Genomic DNA, 18,072 nt, shown 5'->3' with positions numbered 1-18,072 from the left:
ACTCCAGTAAATATGCTACCGGAGCAGGCGGTTGTCCCCAAAAACATAAACCGGCTGCCATATCGAAGCGTACAGCGATGCCGGTATCAGAAAAGAAGTGTGACCGATATCCTTCTGCAATATGACCATCGTCATAACCAACCCCGTTCGCACATCTTATTTTGTAGCCGTTTTCGTTCGCACACGACGTGTGGAACCCTTCACTTACACAACAACGACACAATTATGAAAAAAAATTATTTGCCCTTTGCGGCGCTGCTCACCGGCACTGTTTTATGGCTTGCATGCGCCAATGACCCAGCCGGCACAACGAAAGCTCCTTCTGCAGCCACAGGTTCTGCTGCTGTACAAAGCGGACAGTCGGCCGTACAAGATGACGAATCCCGGAAAGACGTGGTAAAAACAGCAATGGTCAGCGCCGATCATACTACCCTGGTAAAAGCGCTGCAGGCAGCCGGATACGTAGACGCCCTTTCCAATGCCGGCCCGTTCACCGTGTTTGCGCCTGTTAATGCCGCCTTCGACAAACTGCCGGCAGGCACTTTAGCCGCATTGCTCAAACCCGAAAAAAAAGATGATCTCCGCAACATACTTGAGTACCACGTATACATTGGTGTGCTGAAGCCCGAAACGCTTACCGATGGGCAAACTTTCGGACAGGCCAATGGAAACAATATCAGCATTACGGTTAAAGACGGAAAAACTATGGTGAACGGAGCCAGCATCACAGCCTCTGTTCCGGTATCAAACGGTATCATACATGTGGTAGATGCAGTACTGCTGCCGCCGGAAAAATAACAAAGGAAGGATGCAGGTAATTGTTACCGCTCAGCCTTAAGCTTAACGGCACTCCCCGCAACGAACGGCCGCAGCAGTTGCCTCATTTGCTTTATATATAATGCAGCCACCATTTCCTGTGTGTTATTTTATAATTACCAAACCAGCGGCAGGGCAGGTATAACACCGTCACCACTATTGCCCACGCCAGGTACACAACCGGTAACCCATAACCGAAGTTTAAAGGGCGGAACCAGAATGGCGACCCCTGCGCATCAACAATTTCCACTGTTGTATGTCCGGAAATAAAAAACGCGATCACCGCCAAAGCATGCAGCATATAAAAATGCAGTATGTAATAAAAAAAAGGCACTTTGCCATAAGCAGAAAGTGAATGAAGCCATGGCGCTTTTACATCTTCCAATAGTGCCAGCAACAGTATTGATGGGCCCAACGTCATGGCAAGATATTGTAAGGAAGGCGGGTATTTGGTGGTGTTCAGAAAGGAAAGCAATCCATTTTCTGCAGCGCTCCACGAACGGGGGTCGCCATACCCGTTTACCAGCCGCAATACAATAAACAAACCAACCAATGATACACCGGTAATGACCAGCAGGCGTTTTCGCCGCGCGGCATCAAATTCTTTCCGGAACCATTTTCCCATGCAAAAGCCCAGGCACATTACGCCCGTCCAGGGAAGGATGGTATACAAAGCCATTATAAAATGTGTACTGCTCAACGGAATAACAGTTCCCGGCGAAGTCAGCAGTATCGTCCACAGGTTGCCTGCAATACCGTCGGGAGGAAGTTTGGCATAGTCCAGCATATTGTGTCCGCCAACGATGGCAATGCCGGCTACCAGCACAACCTTGTACGAAAACGAAGAAAGCAGTCCGAGCAATATCATACTACAGCCGATGGCCCAGATAACCTGTAAAACAATAAAGTTGTAAAACGGGTTGAATGTAATTCCGAATGTTACGATAACAATTTCAACAAAAATGAGCCATACCCCCCGTTTAACCAGAAATGCGCTTGCCGTGCTGCGGGCTTTATTGCGCGAAGAAAGGTAGGCCGACAAACCCGACAACAATACAAATCCCGGCGCGCAAAAATGGGTGATCCACCGGGTAAAATATAAAGGGATAGTGGTAGTTGCAGGATCGAGCGGATCGGCAGTTAAAGCGGTAATATGAAAATATTCCCGGCTATGATCCAATGCCATGATGATCATAATAATACCGCGAAGGATATCTACCGATGCGATCCGGTAACGGTTTGGCTGCATACCGAAAGATAAGGCGTTTGATTTAAATTCAAAAGAACACAGACCATAAACCCGGAACAAAGGTTTAAGTATTATCTTAGCCTCAACCATCATACCCGATATGCGTATACAATTTATTCTCCTGTCTTTTCTTTTTGGCGCCTCTTTTACTCTTTCCGCGCAAAACAAATCAAGCATCTATCCTGCAGCGCTTACCTGTGAATACCTTGATCATCCCACGGCACTGGATATAAAACAGCCCCGTTTCAGCTGGAAGCTGGCCCCGGCAGATGCTTCGGCTTTTGCCCAGCAACAAACGGCTTACCTCATAACGGTCAGCTCCTCAAAAGACCAGCCTGGCAACAAAGCAGATATATGGAACAGCGGTTGGATACCATCCGGCGAATCGCATCTCATTCCTTACAAAGGCAAAGCACTTTTGTCTGATAAAGATTATTACTGGACAGTAAGCGTAAAAGACGAAAAGGGGATAATATCCCAACCGGGCAAAACCGCGCATTTCAGCACCGGGCTGTTTGATCAGGAAGAATGGACAGCAAAATGGATCGGCACCGATGAAGTATATGATCCCTATAAAGGCAGCAATAAAATACCCGATCCGTGGATGCGCAAATCATTTGATCTGAAAACAAAGCCCGAAAGAGCCGTGCTGTACGTGGCATCCGTAGGATACCATGAAGTGTATGTTAACGGCAAAAAAATAGATGCCCATGTTTTAGCACCTGCCGTAACCGACCATACCCAACGCGCCCGTTATATCGCCTATGATATAGCAACAGCCCTGCAACCGGGAAAGAATGTCATTGGCTTATGGCTGGGCACTTCCTGGTCTATTTATGCACCCTATGCCACACCCGATAAGCCCCGCACGCCTATTGTTATCGCCCAGACCGATATTATGGGGAAAAATAACCGGCGGATAACGAGGATCATTACCGATGAAACGTGGAAAACACATTCAAGCCCAAGCCAGCTCATCGGTAACTGGGGCTTTGGCGTGGGCGGATACGGCGGTGAGATCTGGGATGCCAATAAGGATATCCCCGGCTGGAATGCAACGGACTATGATGACCATGCATGGAAAAATGTGAATGTATATACCCCGAAGCTGGAGCTTTCTGCCCAGCAGGTTGAAACCAATGCACTGTTTGATGAAATACAGCCGGTTTCCATTGAACACCGGACCGACGGAACCTACCGGGCAGATATGGGCGTGAACTTTGCCGGCTGGATACAGGTGTATCTTAAAGGAAACCCCGGCGACACGGTGCGGCTGCTTTTTTCTGAGCGGCAGCAGGATGATATGACCTACGGACTGCATAACCTGTATATTATAGGACCCACCGGTGAGGGTACTTTTAAAAACAGGTTCAACTATAACTCCGGGAGATGGATGACGATACAGGGTGTAAAGCAGGCTCCGCAAAAAGCGGATATTAAAGGATGGATGGTGCGCACGAATTTCAAATCCACCACCACTTTTGAATGCTCGGACCCTTTGCAAAACTGGATCTATAATACAGTAAGATGGACATTCGAAAATTTATCGCTCGGCGGCTATGTAGTAGATTGTCCGCAACGTGAGCGGTTTGGCTACGGCGGCGATGCACATGCCACTTCTGAAACAGGATTGCTCAATTACGGGCTGGGCGCATTTTATACCAAGTGGCTGCAGGACTGGCGCGACATGCAGGGCACAGAGCCGATGGTTGGCAATATGAACGATACCACATGGGCGCATAAACAGGTTGGAAGCGGACGCCGCCTGGGTGGCGGGATCTTACCCCAAACCGCTCCCACCTATCATGGCGGAGGCGGCCCGGCATGGGGTGGCATTGTGGTTACACTGCCCTGGTTCCTGTATGAATACCTTGGCGACAAACGGGCCGTAGAAGAAAACTTTGATATGATCAAAGGCTGGCTGGGCTTCCTGGATACCCATGTAAAAAACAATATGCTCACGCGTTATGGAGGAAGGTGGGATTTTTTGGGCGACTGGCTTTGGCCGCACGCTACCGAACAGGGCATGAACAATAATTCTGATGAAAACCTTTTTTTCAATAACTGCTATTGGATCTACAACCTCAAAACGGCGGCAAAGCTGGCACGGGTCATAGGGAGAAATGAAGAGGCGGAACAATGGGAGCAGCAGGCAGGATCGGCGGGCGAAGCGGTTCACCGTACCTGGTATCATGCCAACGACCACAACTATGCCGACAACAGCATGAGAAGTCTTGCCGCCGCATTGTACGGCGATATTATGCCTGCAGAGTTGCGTCCTTTGGTAATGAAACGATTGGAAAAAGAGATCCTGGTGAACCAGGAAGGGCATATTGACGTAGGCATAACCGGGGGAGCCATGTTGTTCAAGGTGCTCCGCGAGGAAGGACGCGATGATCTGCTCTATTCTATGACTTCCCAAACAACCTACCCGGGGTGGGGCTTTATGCGTGAAAACGGCGCTACTACCATGTGGGAGATGTGGGAAAAAGATCTTCCGGGTCATTCCCTGCTGCACAGCTCCTACCTTTATCCGGGGGCATGGTATATTGACGGCGTAGCCGGGATCAGGAAGGATGATGCATTCCCCGGCTTCAGAAAATTCAGCCTGCGTGTTCCCCAACTCACCGGAGAGCAGTTAACCTGGGCAAAAGCAGAGTTTGAAGCTCCTTCCGGGAACATCAAAGCCCACTGGAAGCGCGAAAATAACAAGCTGGTATACGAAGTTACGATACCCCCGAATTGCTCGGCAACCATTTATTTCCCCGATGAGCAGGGAAAAACGGTTCAAGTAAATTCATCCTACGCCAAAAAAACAGGGACCAGTAACGGGTATATTGTATTTGAAGCGCCTGCAGGAACGTACCGGTTTGAGGATCAGGATTGAGCATTCCGCGCCCCGGGGAGGTTGAAAAAAATTAGCCTGACTACAGCAGCACTAACTTTTAAAAACGAACAACCATGAAAGCAGTAATCTGCACCAAATACGGCAGGCCGGAAGAAGTGCTGAAAATTGCCGATGTTGAAAAACCAAGACCCGGAAGCCACGAGCTTTTGATAAAAATAAAGGCTTCAGCAGTTAATTCCGGTGATGTACGGGTGAGAGGGCTGGCTATCCCGGGATTCGCTAAAATAGTGATGCGTTTTGTGCTGGGTTTCAATAAACCCCGCAAACCCATTCTTGGTACGGTATATTCCGGCGTGGTGTCAGAAACAGGAAGTAAAGTAACCGATTTCGCCGTTGGAGATGAAGTGTATGGACTAACAGGTTTCAAATTTAGTGCGCATGCAGAATATATTGCTGTATCTGAAAAAAGTATTGTTACGCTCAAGCCCCGTAACGCGAGCTTTGAAGAAGCAGCGGCCATTTTATTTGGTGGCCAGTCTGCCGTGTATTTTTTGGAAAAAGCAAAAATTGCAGAAATAACAAACCCTTCTGTTTTAATTTATGGAGCTACCGGATCGGTAGGCACTGCAGCGCTGCAAATTTCCAGATATTACAAGGCAAAAATAACAGCCGTTTGCAGTGAACAAGGACAAACCCTTGTGAAGGAATTAGGCGTGGAGAATATTATTCTATACAATAAAGAAGATTTCACCCAAACTGCCGAAAAATTCGATATCATTTTCGATGCGGCAGGCAAAACAACCAGGAAACAATGTGCAGCACTATTAAAGGAAAAGGGCAGGTACGTGACAGTTGGCGGCCTGGATGTGGCTGCAGAACGAAAGGAACAACTGAAGTTTTTACGTACATTATTTGAATCCGGCAATTACAAAGCAACAATTGACCGTATTTACCCACTGGATGAAATTATTGCCGCCCATCAATATGTAGATACCGGCAGGAAAAAAGGAAATGTAGTGATAAAAATTGGGGAATAAAGGATCGCAATTGACCGCTATGCAAAGTCTCTCCCGACTTTGTATACCCTATGTTCTCCCGGGACCCCGTCCCGGAAAACAAAAACACTATTATACGTTTTACCATCTTTTCCGGACTGAATAAGTACTACCTCATAAATATTTTACTTGCTGCGACAAATTCAAACCAGCGTCTCCATAGAAGTCTATTGGAGTTATTGATACTTTGGAAACGAAGTGATCTCCTAATTAATATAACTTTATAGCCAGCAGTAAAATATTACCTGACATGGAAATTTCTGTTAAGGATTTCTTTGAGCCCATAAGCCTTGATTCACCTCCCTCACACCGATTTGAACAAAAAGGTGTTGCGTTGTTGCTTTAATCAGGAAACAACGAAATAACAGGAGTCAGCTTTTTTAAAAACTATAAAAATAGTTATAAAACTAAATTTATAGTTATACATTTATATCAAACTTATCCTTCACACTTAAAATCGGCTGTTATGTTAGCTCTTATAGCATACGTTTATAAGGCAATAATAATATCGTTATTACTCTATATACACCATTCACTATTAAATATTCGTAACATTTATGAAGAAATTATATTTAGTATTATGCCTGCTCTGGTCGTCAATGGCTCATTCGCAAATCACTATACAGGCGACGGTGAATGGATACGGCAACGAGATAATTATCGGGTACTGGAAAGACTTCACTTATACCGGTGATACGCTTCGGCTAAAAAAGAATAAAGCCGGGTTTAAATTCGAATCGCCGGAGCCGGTATATTTTAAACTTCGAACAATAGATCCTGACACCTTTACCCCTTTTCTAATTGGTTTCCCGGGAGATACTATTTATATTGAAAAAGACACGAAGCACCTGGTAATAAAAGGCGGAGCAGAAAACTACAATACATTTTTGATCCGGCTTGAGACGGAAATGAGGAAGAAATTTTCGGGAACATCCCCGGACTATAATACCTTAACCCAATTTTTAGTGGATCGTTCAGAAGATTTTTTTTCAACGTTTACACATCCCCAAAAACAGCTAATAAAAGATATTCATACCCTGTCTATAATCACAAGATCTAAGCTATACCCGATAATGACACAATACAGCGGCAATGCAAGCATAATGAACAGCATAGCTAACTTTATTAAAAGCGAGGGAGCAGCGGAAGTAAATGGAGATGACGAATTGAAGTATCTCGATAAAGTGAATTTTAATAATCCCAACATAGGCTTCGCAACCATAACGGATATCATGATGATGAATAACCTGATCAGGATATTGCGCACGCATGCTATAGAAAAAGATACTGCCCTAAAAAATATGGATGAGTATGTTATAGAAAATAAGATCATAAAAGATCTTTTCAAAGAAAGCCGGTACCGGTCAAGACTGATTGCTTATAACCTGTATTACAGGATCAATTACTATATCGAATATCCCATGCAACTGGCGGGAGCAGATGATTTTATTACGGACTTCAGAAAGGAAAAATTCAATACAGATCTTCTACCCGTCATTAAAAAATTATATTCAAGCCAGTTAGCCTCAATAGGCTCTCTTTCGAAGGGCGCTGTTGCGCCCGCTTTTAAGCTGCCTGATACCAAAGGGAAACCGGTACAACTCTCCGGCTTTAAGGGAAAAGTTGTGTATTTGGATATTTGGGCAACCTGGTGCGGACCCTGTCTTAAAGAAATACCCTACCTGGAACGCCTCAAAGAAAAATTCAGGAATAAGGATGTTGAAATGATCACGATATCAATTGATACAAAAGTAGATGTATGGCTGGCAAAGGTAGCAGCAATGAAAATGCAAGGTATACAGCTTATAGATAGCAATGGGTCCACGAACAGTAAGATTGCGAAAAATTACAAAGTTCATGGTGTGCCGCATTATGTACTGATTGATAAAAATGGGCGTATCGCTTCAGCATCTGCACCAAGACCAAGCATGGAAGCAGAAGTGGAAAAACAAATTAATGAGCTGCTGCAAGAATAGTACAATGCGGGAAATACATTTAATAACGATTAGATGTTGTGTATAAGCAATCCAGACCCAAAATAAAACTTACGACTTCATCACTTGATAACAAACTGAAGCTGCACTCTTATAACAGAACGGCTAAAAGAACTACCTTAAAGGGTAGTAAAAGCCAGCAAAATTGATGATGGAAGAAGGAGTTGATATATTAATTTAGCTTTTATTCAGAACAAAATCAGCCAACTGGTTGATTGACCGTACGGGAGATTGCACAAGAGGCGCGAATAAAGCTAAACAGGACATGAAGTATTTTATTACACATATAATTATTTTAGCTTTAGCAATTGCATACCCGTATGATGCTCTTTGCCAGGCTCCCGATACCAAGATGGATCAGCTTGCAGAACGGTTAGCTACAGGCGATCCTATGACTATCGTTTATATACGGCCAGATAAAGAAACCTATTTGTGCGGCGAGGATCTTTGGTTTAATGCATTTGTATTGAATGCGCAGGACTTTACATCATCCGGTCTTGATAAAACCCTGTATGTTCAATTAAAATGCAGAGAAAAAGATACCACGGTATGGCGGGAAATGTATCCTGTCAATAGCAACGGCGTATCTTCCGGTAAAGTGTACTTGCCTCAAACCTTACCCGAAGGCGATTATATATTAGAAGCGTATTCGGTTCACTCCGCTTTCTTTTATAAGCAAAGATTCTATTCTTCAGTACGGGTAAGATTAGTGAGCGACCTGAAGAGAATCAGGAATAAAAGTACCGGTATTACAAAAACCGTCGAAGGACAAAATGGAGACATCCAGTTTGGAATATATCCAGAAGGAGGAAATCTTGTTACCGGTCTGCAAGGCGTTGTAGCGTTTAAGGCTGTTAATAAGGACGGATCTTTTGCCGACGTATCCGGCTCCCTGTTAAAGGACAATGCGCCTATTGTTAACTTTACAACGGCCCATGCGGGTATGGGTAGCTTTGTGTTTACGCCCGAAAGAGGAGCGAAGTTTAGCATAGTGCTTAAAAACAAAAGCAATTATATATTCCCGGTTACTGATATCCGAGACAGTGGAATAGTGATGAGCCTGCTCAAAAATGAAGGAGACAGCCTTGTTTTCAGGCTCGGCTCCAACTATACGAATAAGAAAAAGATATTTATCAGGCTACAGATAAGAGGCATGGTACAGGCGATAGCAGCCGGGGCGCTTAAAGACAGCCTTATTATAAAAATCCCCATAGCCAACTGCCCGCAGGGCATTGCAGAAGCAACCCTGTTTGATGAGCAACTGCAACCATTGGCAGAGCGTTTGGTGTATGTTCATCCGGAAAAAAAACTCAGCATAAGTGTAAGCCCGGAAAAAGAACGCTTTGCCCCCAAAGAAAAAGTATCCCTGAAAATCAAGACAACCGATGAGAATGGAAATGCGGTGCCGTCAATACTGAATATGCGGGTATATGATGAAATCTTTGGCAACCCCGGCAACACAAGCAACATAGTCAACTATTGTTACTTGTCCAGCCAGTTAAGAGGAAGGATCTATGACCCTTCCTGGTATTTTGACAGTAGCAATAAGGATCGCTTGAAACATCTGGATGTTTTGCTTTTAACACAGGGCTGGAGAAAATATATATGGAATGAAGCAGTTTTGAAAGATCCGTCTTTAAGTGGAGCGATATTACCTTCCGACAGCCTCCCCGCCTTTTTATCTCCGTTAAGAAAACAAACCAAAAGCACACAACCGGTACCCGTTATGTTTTTCAACTATAATAAAAATATAACACAGGTTGGGGTCACAGATGATAAAAGATCTTTTTTTCTTACACCTGAAAACCTAACTATCGGCACCCGTTTTTTTGTTAAATATTTCTCTGATGATGAATACGGTATAACGGTCAATAATCCATTTGATACTTTAGATTCTTTCAACAAAACACTTACTGCGGATGATGTGTTTAGTGAAAAGATATCAGTGCAGGAAAGCTCCCCTGATACAAGCGATCTTTTGCAGTACGGTAAAACGCTTGCCGAAGTGATCATAAAAGGGAAGGGGTATAGCAGCCGTGATAAATACCTGGGGTACTTAGACAGTATTGCTAAATATGAGAACAATACTGATTATGTGGGCGCCTGTGGAGTATTGAACTGCCCTGCATGTAGTGAAGGAACCAGGCCGGTAGAGGGCGTTGTTTATTCGGAGCTGACAGAGTCAAAAAGGAGCCGGGTTTTCCACCATCCTTACTCTTTCACAGCCAACGAGATCAGAAAGGTTACTTATCACTATCCTCAATACAGCGAAGAAGAGCTACTGAAAAAATTCAAAATGGCAATAGTAAAAGGCTATTATCAAAGCAAAGTCTTCTATGAACCCGATTATGATGTGGAGGATCGTTCCTTGCCCGACAATCGCAATGTGATCGCCCAAGACCCGGAGATCATTACAGGTGCGAACGGGGAAGCTGTTATCAGCTTTTTTTGTTCCGATATTCGATCCCGGTTTACCGGTATAGTGGAGGGTGTCGGTCAGAGTGGACTATTGGGTAGCGCTAAGGTTAATTTTACAGTCAGATAGTAATATGGGCTGATCCGAAATAATTGATCAGCATACACACACTAAAAAATCCAACTAATGAAAAAGATCATTTCTCTTTGTTTTACTACAATTTACGTGATGGCCTTACTGGCGCAAACAGGCGTAAGCACAGGAATACAATTCTACAAAGGCGCCTGGAAGGAGGCGCTCAAGGCAGCCCGGAAAGCTGATAAAATGATCTTCATTGATGTATCTACCGACTGGTGCGCCCCCTGCAAATACATGGAGCAATTTATATTCACCCAACAGGCTGTAGGCAAAAAATACAATGAAGCTTTCCTGAATTATAAGATTGATGCCGAAAAAGGAGAAGGGGTGGATATTGCCCGGAAATATGAAGTAAGCGCTTACCCTACTTTTTTGTTTGTGAACAGTGATGGTTATCTTATTTACAAACATACAGGAGAAAGAGATGAAGCTGGTTTTATGGATCTTGTTCAGGAAGCGCAGAAACAGGAAGCCGATCCCAATAATATGGGTAAACTGAAACAAATCTTCGATGAAGGTAATCGCGATTCTTCGTTTCTGCGTCTCTATCTTAACCGTCTGGCGGAAATGCAGGTGAATAACGGCGGGGTGCTGGATGCTTATTTTAATATTCTGACGGATGAACAACTCCGTCAGGATTCTACACTTCTTTACCTCTTAAAGTATATGCCACGAACGCAAACCGCATTCTCAGCGTATTTTATTGATCATTACGACCAACTGACAGCAGACTCTAAGGCTAAACTTACCGGTTTCTTATTCGACAGAATAGTCCGGACATGGGCCGGTACCGCTCTGTCAGAAAAGAGATTACCGGAGTATTTAACGTTAAGAAAATTCGCGGATCAATTAGATGGTTTGGGAAAGGGGGAAAAGACATTGCTAAATATCCTCGATTTGAAATACGGCATTTTGGTCAGAGATTACGACTGTATCAAAAAGGTGGGCTATCTCTTTACCGATGGGCTCCTTTCCATACCGGTTGACAGTATCCGCAGGGAAGATAAACACCGGTTTGAAAAGGCACAATCATTTATAAATGGAGAAACGGACAGTGCAAAAATTGCTGCATTTGAAGAAGAAAAAGAGTACCGGATAAATATATATTCACGGGAGCTCAGCGTTCCCCTGTTCGATGCGGCAGAAGCCTTCACACACCTGCCCTCCACCGAAAAGCAAGCGCTAAAAGATGCGTTGGCTTGGGCAAAAAGGGGCGAAGAACTGATGCCGGGAAAATTTTCCGGGCTGATAAGAAAGCTTGAACAGAAAACAGGATCAATGTAATTTGATCTATGGTATGTGCACAGTTACCTCGCTATATAAAGTAACCTGACTTTGTATCTCCTATGTTCTCCCGGGACTCTGTCCCGCAAAACAAAAGCATCAATATATCGCATCATCCCGGCTATCTTTATTTGTACAACATCAGCTAAAACCGGGTCCCTTCCCGCAAGATCATTCAGCATATGTATTGCCGTCCGGCACATGCCGGCTTTCACTCAACTGTTTTTCTAAAGTTTGTATAGCGGAAGGTGCACCCGCGTATTTCATAAGAACATTTCCGTCTCCGTCAGTTAAGATATGCCATGGAATGGTAAAGGCATCCCCGCCCCGTAATCGCTGTAAATCATCTATGAGCTTGCTGCCTGCTCTCACATGATACCCCTCCAACTGATAGTATTTCATCATTTCCATCCATTTCCCGTGCTTTTCATCTTTGTCTACTGACACATAAAGCATGGCAATCCCTTCTTTTTTCAATAGTTCATATAATGCGCTGTTGTGTGTAAACTCTTTTTTACACGGGCCGCACCAGGTTGCCCAAACATCTACATAAACTCTTTCTGCATCCAGTTTTTTTGCCGCCTCTTTAAGAGAACTGATGCTTTCGAAGCTATCCAAAACGTGTATTCTTTCATTTGGCGCCTCGTTTTGCTTTTTGTGAAATGTAATGATTGGAATGATTTCAGACTCTACAAAATGGGTATATTCACTCAGGGCATAGTGATCCTTGAAATCCTCAAAAAGTTCAATAAGTTCCTTTTCATAATTCTTATTGGCTGCCTCGTAATAAAGATACGCAGCATAATAATACTCAAGTTGTGTTCCCGACAAGTACTTCCTGGCGATGTTGATATTATGTGTATGGATTAACCCTTGCTTTCTTATTTCTGATAATGTATTGAAGTTTATGCCATTTTCAATTAGCGCTTTATATCTCAAATAGGATTGTGTAAAATAGAAGAACCAGGGAGAACGCATCAGGCCCGGATCAGAAACAGGATAGTCCTCAAAAACTTCACCCCATAAGATAGAATACGCTTGTACGTCTAAAGTATTTAAATTTCTTTCGCTGAGCAGATGGTTCAATAAGGCTACACTGCTTTGGGCGCCGGCATAAAAATAAGACCTGTCTGCACTTACCAGATTATAAAAATCTTCTGAAATAACACCGGCGCTTAGCAATTTCCTATATTTGGCGATTTCAGTTTCATGTCTTTTTTTAATGCTTTCCTTAATCCTGTCCGGGTTAGAGTCATTCCTGTATTCTGCTGCTGCTTCCTCAAAATTCCCGGTGATCATGCTTCGGTTAATATTTTGATTGTACAACTGTTGCCCTTCTTTGCTTTTACACGCAATAACAAAGCCTTTTTTTTTGTTTTCAGTATTGATATTAAGCGTGTAATTCATTCCGGGCTCGGCAATTACAGTTCCATAGGCGTCATACCCGTTTGACAATTCTATAAAACAGGCTTTTTCTATAGAAAGAAATATTTTAAAATTACCCAAAGTGTCAGGTTGTACCGAATTTTCAAACCCAAAATAGGTAATGCCATTAACCGGCAGGGTATATTCTATTCGGTCAGGGATTGTTCCTGTTATTTTACCTGTTATTATTACTCTGGGATCAGGCATATGCTTACCCGCACAAAGGGAGAGTAAACCGATTAAAATTAATAGCAATCGCTGCATTTTGATGATTTAATATGCCCTGACGCTGGAGCATTTGTGTTGATGACAGGTTCTTAACTTCGGGATGAAATATTTATGACATGTAAAAGTACCGGGTAAATATACAAAAGTTCATTGTTAATCCTGTGACTGACTTAAAACGAAAACATCAATAGTATCGCATCATTTAAAAACCCATGGACAGGCAGCTATATCAATTTTTCACAAAAGACTACCGCCGCATCAAGGAATTATTATAAAAGGCGAACGGAGCATCTGAAATAACCCTCATTATCAGGGAGCACAAGATTGGACATCGATACGCAAGGCACAGATGCCTCCTGTGTCAGCACGTTTATTTTAATTGCATAAAGTAAAAGCCGGCGCAGAAAGATTGATAAAGCTTAATGAATTAAATTGCCGGATATTTGATTACAGATTAATAACCAGCTTTTCATCCATGCATTTGTTTTTTCGGATCTGCAGCCGCTCATTGATAACCTGTTTTTTCTTTCTGCCGGTTACGGTTGGGGTTTCCCAATCTATACAGGTTCCGGCGCCACTCCGTGCCTATATTCAGTCCATCAACAGCCAGCCGCTCGGGAACTATAAACCTGTAACGAGGCTAGAACAATTGTCAGATACTTTATTCCATCTGCAAATGGATTGGGTGCTAAAAGATACCCTTAAACAGAACGACTGGCAGTTGCAGATCATCCCGGCATTTCAACCCGATTTCCATTGGGCGCCTCATCTTACCCCAACGCCCGATCATATTATCAACCAGCATGTTTTTCGTACGCCGGCTATGCTGGTAACAAAAGGGCGGTTACAGCTGGCCGTTATCCCGGACCCGGATATATTGTCAAAGAACCAGGGACCGGATTGGTATATGGATCTGGATGCACCAAAGAACAGGCTTACCCTCGGTATGAGCCTCGCGGATGTACCGGAACATACGGCTTTTGTCCGGGCGCCCGGGGGTGTTTATCCGCCCGGAACTTTTCGGTTCGGATGTTACCTGATGATCCATAAGGCACCCGATAAAACAGTAGCAGATCCCTGGCGCCCTATCCTGTCTTTTTTCTGGAAGAACTGGGGTGAAAAAGCATGGGATGATATAAAAGTTACCGCTCCTCTTGACCTTGATCTGCAGTGCAAACGTGCTTACGACTGGGCTTTTGTAAATTGGAAGCCAACAGTATGGCAGGAGTTTGAATTGAATGGACAAACTGTTGGCGCACCCCAGTTTATTGTAAATGTAACCCAAAGTCCGAATTATCCGGGTGAGGTAGATGAACGGGAATTCCGTTCCATCTGGAATCAGGCCTGGTTTAATTCGCTTCGGTCGGCAGCCGGATTATACCGGTATGCCAGGCGGCACCAGGTTCCTGCATGGCTTGAGTATGCACGGAAAACCAAAGAGCTTGCACTGGCATTTCCGCAAACACGGGGTTTTTTCCCTGGGCTGATCGGAACAGAAATGGAGAAGGTTTTGATCGATGGCAAATACTATAACCGATCGAAAGGATGGTCTACCCGTTTTTTCGGCAATTCCGACCGTAACCCGTATTTCCGCGACGCCAGGCTGGCTCCCTATCATATTCTGGATATGAGCTTTACAGCTAACCAGATGTTGATCTGGTATACCGACCTGGAAAAAGACGAGCGCCTGCTGAACTATGCTATTACCTATGCAGATGCATTGCTGGGTATTCAGGACAAAACCGGTTTTTTCCCTGCCTGGCTGGACCTGAAGACCCTGCAACCGCTGGCACATTTAAATCGGTCACCCGAAACTTCTCTTTCAGTTAGCTTTCTATTGCGCTTATACGGCATTGTTAAAGAGGAGAAATACAAGAAGGCTGCCCTGAAAGCTCTGTCGGCGGTTATACAACATAATCTCTTAACCGGGCAATGGGAAGATTTTGAAACCTACTGGTCCTGCAGCCCTTTTGGCCGCGATAGCCTGGAAGGCAAAAAGATTATACGCAACAACATGTACAAACAAAATAATTTTTGTATGTCCTGGACGGCAGAAGCATTGCTGGATGCTTATCGCATAACGGGACAGAGAAGCTATCTCCAATATGGGCAGCGCACCCTGGATGAACTATTGATGACCCAGGCCAGCTGGCAACCACCGTTTATCTATGTGGATGCCATAGGAGGGTTTGGAGTAATGAATTACGATGCCGATTGGATTGATGCAAGACAAAGCCTGTTTGCGGAATTGATTGTGAACTATGGTAAAACATTAAACGTTAAGGAATATATACAACGTGGACTTGCAGCTATGAGGGCTTCGTTTTTGATGATCTACAGCCCTGAAAATACCAAAACCAAACTTCAATGGGAAGCGAAATGGCCATTTTTCAACGCAACCGATTATGGTTTCATGATGGAGAATTACGGGCATGAAGGTAAACCTACGCCGGCGGGCGGGGGGATTGGTGAGTTCTCCATCTTCTCCTGGGGTAGCGGCGCGGCGGCAGAAGGATATAACCGTATGCTGGATCGGTATGGCAAAGCGTTGCTGGAGTTGTCTGATTGATGAGCAGGTACAGGCAATCCCGCTATCCCCGCTATACAAAGTCCCCGGACTTTGTATAGCCTATGTTCTCCCGGGACTCCGTCCCGCAAAACAAAAACATCAATATACATTTTATCATCTTTTCTTACCTGAATAAATATTTTCCGGCACACTGCACAGCAATTTAAAAAAGTACCCGGATGTACAAACAGGCATACCTAAAATGGTTTGTTGTACCTTTAAAAGGATCATATTATTTATAAATCCATGAACAAACCACTATACCAGTTTTTCACAAAAGACCATCGCCGGATTGATGAATTGTTAGACCTGGCAACCGCAGACCCCGGTGAAATTCAGATGGAATATTATCACCGGTTCCGTGCGGGGCTGCTGACCCATATCAAAATGGAAGAGAAGATCCTTTTTCCGGCGGCGCAAAAAGCAAATGGAGGCATTCCCGTGCCGCTTGCCGCAAAGCTCCGTCTTGACCATGGTGCAATAACTGCTTTAATGGTGCCCCCGCCCACGCCGGCGCTGATAAAAGTGCTGCGGCATGTTTTAGACAGGCATGATATAGCAGAAGAAGAGCCCGGCGGCATGTACGATATATGTGAAGCACTCACGACAAATCAAACCGACGAACTTCTGGAACAGCTTGCGCATGTTTCGGAAGTGCCGGTGCACCCGCATCACCCGGCAGCTTTTGCGCTGGAAGCAGCCAAAAGAGCGCTTACCAGGGCCGGTTATGATTATGACACCATAGCTCAGTAGATTACAATTAATCTTTAAACTCAAAACAGCCCCGAATTATTTATCGTGCAGTAGTAGCTGCTTTAAGTTGCAGCATTTAATATTCTACCGGATTCATTTTTGTATGCCGTATCCGTATTATACGTATTTCAGAAATACCAACATGATATGTAATGCGGTATTTATAAACTTCGTATGCCCTGTAAGAGCCGTCATTATCTATACGATATTTATCCGGCGCATGCCGTTCAGGGTCTTTAGGCAGCATTTTGATGGAGGATAATATTTTCTTCCGGACTTTTTCAGCATTTTGCAGCGAATCTTTTTTTATGTAGGCGTATGCCCGATGAAGTGCAATCCCGGTTTCTTTGTCAATAATGACTTTCCGCATCTTCACCATGTTCTCATTTCTTTCTCCAATTCTTCCAATGTCGTAAACGCTCCCTTGCTCATACGTTCCATTGCTTCGTCCAGTTCTCTATTGTATTGCTCAACGGTTATGGCTTCCTGTTTTATGGCATTTTCAGGTGTCAAAAACGACTTCATCATTTCCAGCAAAGACCTCTTTTGAGGCTCGTTGAGCTTTACAAAATATTGTATCAGTTCTTTATCTAATACACTTGCCATATATTCCTGTTTTTACAAATTTAACTTTTAAAAATCATAGAATAAAACATAAACCATAACTTCTCAGCTGAACACGTAGCATTAATGCAAATCCATGAGTGATTAGCTATTCCGGCAAGATAGGGCTGCTGTATAAAAACACCGCATTTCTATCTGCCGCGAATGTCTTAAATTGCAGGGCAACTGTAAGAGGTAAAATTAAAATACACTGCTTCAACGATTGACCACGCCATGCAACCCGCTTCCTGCTTCGGGTTTTACCTCATGCAATGCGCTTATTAAAAAAGAAGGAGTTGATATGTTAGGGTTCCATTTTTCACTATATGATCCGCGGCAGAACGGCAAAAGCCGGTTTGAGCAATTGCTCGACCTGTTCATGCAATTGCTCACTTATACCAATGGAGATGCCGGAGAAGCATTGAACTGGCTTACGCAGTTAGACAAACAATACCAGCTCACCGATGACGGGTATGGCATGGGTGATTTTATTGACGAGCTGAGAGATAAAGGATACATTGATGAGAACAGGCAGAACGGCTCTATCAGCATCACGCCCAAAACCGAAAAGGGAATACGGAAAAAAAGCCTGGAAGAAATTTTTGGCAGGCTTAAAAAAACCAAAAAAGGCAATCATCAAACTTTTAAGCCCGGTCAGGGGGATGAGATCAATCCCGAAACCCGGCCTTTCCAG

Annotated in this window: 12 protein-coding genes and 1 pseudogene; 9 read left to right on the top strand and 4 right to left on the bottom strand. The window is 44.0% G+C overall.

The features are described from left to right. Positions 1–225: 225 nt before the first annotated feature. Positions 226–798, top strand: coding sequence for a fasciclin domain-containing protein (locus tag PLH26_RS03090; protein ID WP_324584518.1), 573 nt, complete (start codon positions 226–228; stop codon positions 796–798). A 91-nt stretch (positions 799–889) separates the two neighbouring features. Here PLH26_RS03090 and PLH26_RS03085 read toward each other — a convergent pair whose 3' ends face one another. Continuing rightward, positions 890–2,065, bottom strand: coding sequence for an acetyltransferase domain-containing protein (locus tag PLH26_RS03085; RefSeq protein WP_324584517.1), 1,176 nt, complete (start codon positions 2,063–2,065; stop codon positions 890–892). A gap of 100 nt (positions 2,066–2,165) precedes the next feature. Between PLH26_RS03085 and PLH26_RS03080 the strand changes: the two genes are divergently transcribed. The 5 genes from PLH26_RS03080 to PLH26_RS03060 all read left to right on the top strand — a co-directional run bounded on the left by PLH26_RS03080 (position 2,166) and on the right by PLH26_RS03060 (position 11,800). Next, on the top strand, positions 2,166–4,952 hold the full coding sequence (locus tag PLH26_RS03080) for a family 78 glycoside hydrolase catalytic domain (protein ID WP_324584516.1): 2,787 nt from the start codon (positions 2,166–2,168) through the stop codon (positions 4,950–4,952). A 74-nt stretch (positions 4,953–5,026) separates the two neighbouring features. Continuing rightward, positions 5,027–5,950, top strand: a complete 924-nt coding sequence (locus PLH26_RS03075; RefSeq protein ID WP_324584515.1) for an NAD(P)-dependent alcohol dehydrogenase — start codon at positions 5,027–5,029, stop codon at positions 5,948–5,950. A 575-nt stretch (positions 5,951–6,525) separates the two neighbouring features. Continuing rightward, positions 6,526–7,944: a redoxin family protein gene (locus PLH26_RS03070; RefSeq protein WP_324584514.1), complete on the top strand. Its 1,419-nt coding sequence runs from the start codon at positions 6,526–6,528 to the stop codon at positions 7,942–7,944. Between the two features lie 283 nt (positions 7,945–8,227). Then, entirely contained in the window at positions 8,228–10,507 is a 2,280-nt protein-coding gene (locus PLH26_RS03065; protein WP_324584513.1) for a hypothetical protein, read from the top strand. A gap of 57 nt (positions 10,508–10,564) precedes the next feature. After that, the gene (locus PLH26_RS03060) at positions 10,565–11,800 is read left to right on the top strand and encodes a thioredoxin family protein (RefSeq protein ID WP_324584512.1); all 1,236 of its coding nucleotides are present in this window, start codon (positions 10,565–10,567) and stop codon (positions 11,798–11,800) included. A 171-nt stretch (positions 11,801–11,971) separates the two neighbouring features. Here the strand turns inward: PLH26_RS03060 and PLH26_RS03055 are convergent, their stop codons facing one another. Next, complete coding sequence (locus tag PLH26_RS03055) at positions 11,972–13,432, bottom strand: TlpA family protein disulfide reductase (RefSeq protein ID WP_324584511.1); 1,461 nt, start codon at positions 13,430–13,432, stop codon at positions 11,972–11,974. 496 nt (positions 13,433–13,928) lie between these two features. Here PLH26_RS03055 and PLH26_RS03050 point away from each other — a divergent pair, with 496 nt between their 5' ends. Both PLH26_RS03050 and PLH26_RS03045 read left to right on the top strand, forming a co-directional pair. Further along, a complete protein-coding gene (locus PLH26_RS03050) occupies positions 13,929–16,022 on the top strand; it encodes a glycoside hydrolase family protein (RefSeq protein WP_324584510.1) in 2,094 nt (697 codons plus the stop codon). A gap of 246 nt (positions 16,023–16,268) precedes the next feature. Further along, positions 16,269–16,775 (top strand): hemerythrin domain-containing protein, encoded by a 507-nt coding sequence (locus tag PLH26_RS03045; protein WP_324584509.1) that lies wholly within the window; start codon positions 16,269–16,271, stop codon positions 16,773–16,775. A gap of 76 nt (positions 16,776–16,851) precedes the next feature. Here PLH26_RS03045 and PLH26_RS03040 read toward each other — a convergent pair whose 3' ends face one another. After that, complete coding sequence (locus tag PLH26_RS03040; RefSeq protein ID WP_324584508.1) at positions 16,852–17,145, bottom strand: type II toxin-antitoxin system RelE/ParE family toxin; 294 nt, start codon at positions 17,143–17,145, stop codon at positions 16,852–16,854. A 2-nt stretch (positions 17,146–17,147) separates the two neighbouring features. Next, a complete protein-coding gene (locus PLH26_RS03035; RefSeq protein ID WP_324584507.1) occupies positions 17,148–17,381 on the bottom strand; it encodes a hypothetical protein in 234 nt (77 codons plus the stop codon). 220 nt (positions 17,382–17,601) lie between these two features. Here PLH26_RS03035 and PLH26_RS03030 point away from each other — a divergent pair. Further along, positions 17,602–18,072: pseudogene (locus PLH26_RS03030) on the top strand (hypothetical protein); the annotation flags it as partial.

The organism is Agriterribacter sp. (assembly GCF_035444585.1).
In the GTDB taxonomy this organism is placed as follows: domain Bacteria; phylum Bacteroidota; class Bacteroidia; order Chitinophagales; family Chitinophagaceae; genus Agriterribacter.
The sequence above is the reverse complement of the archived record's forward strand: the minus strand, read 5'-3'. Positions and strand labels throughout refer to the sequence as shown.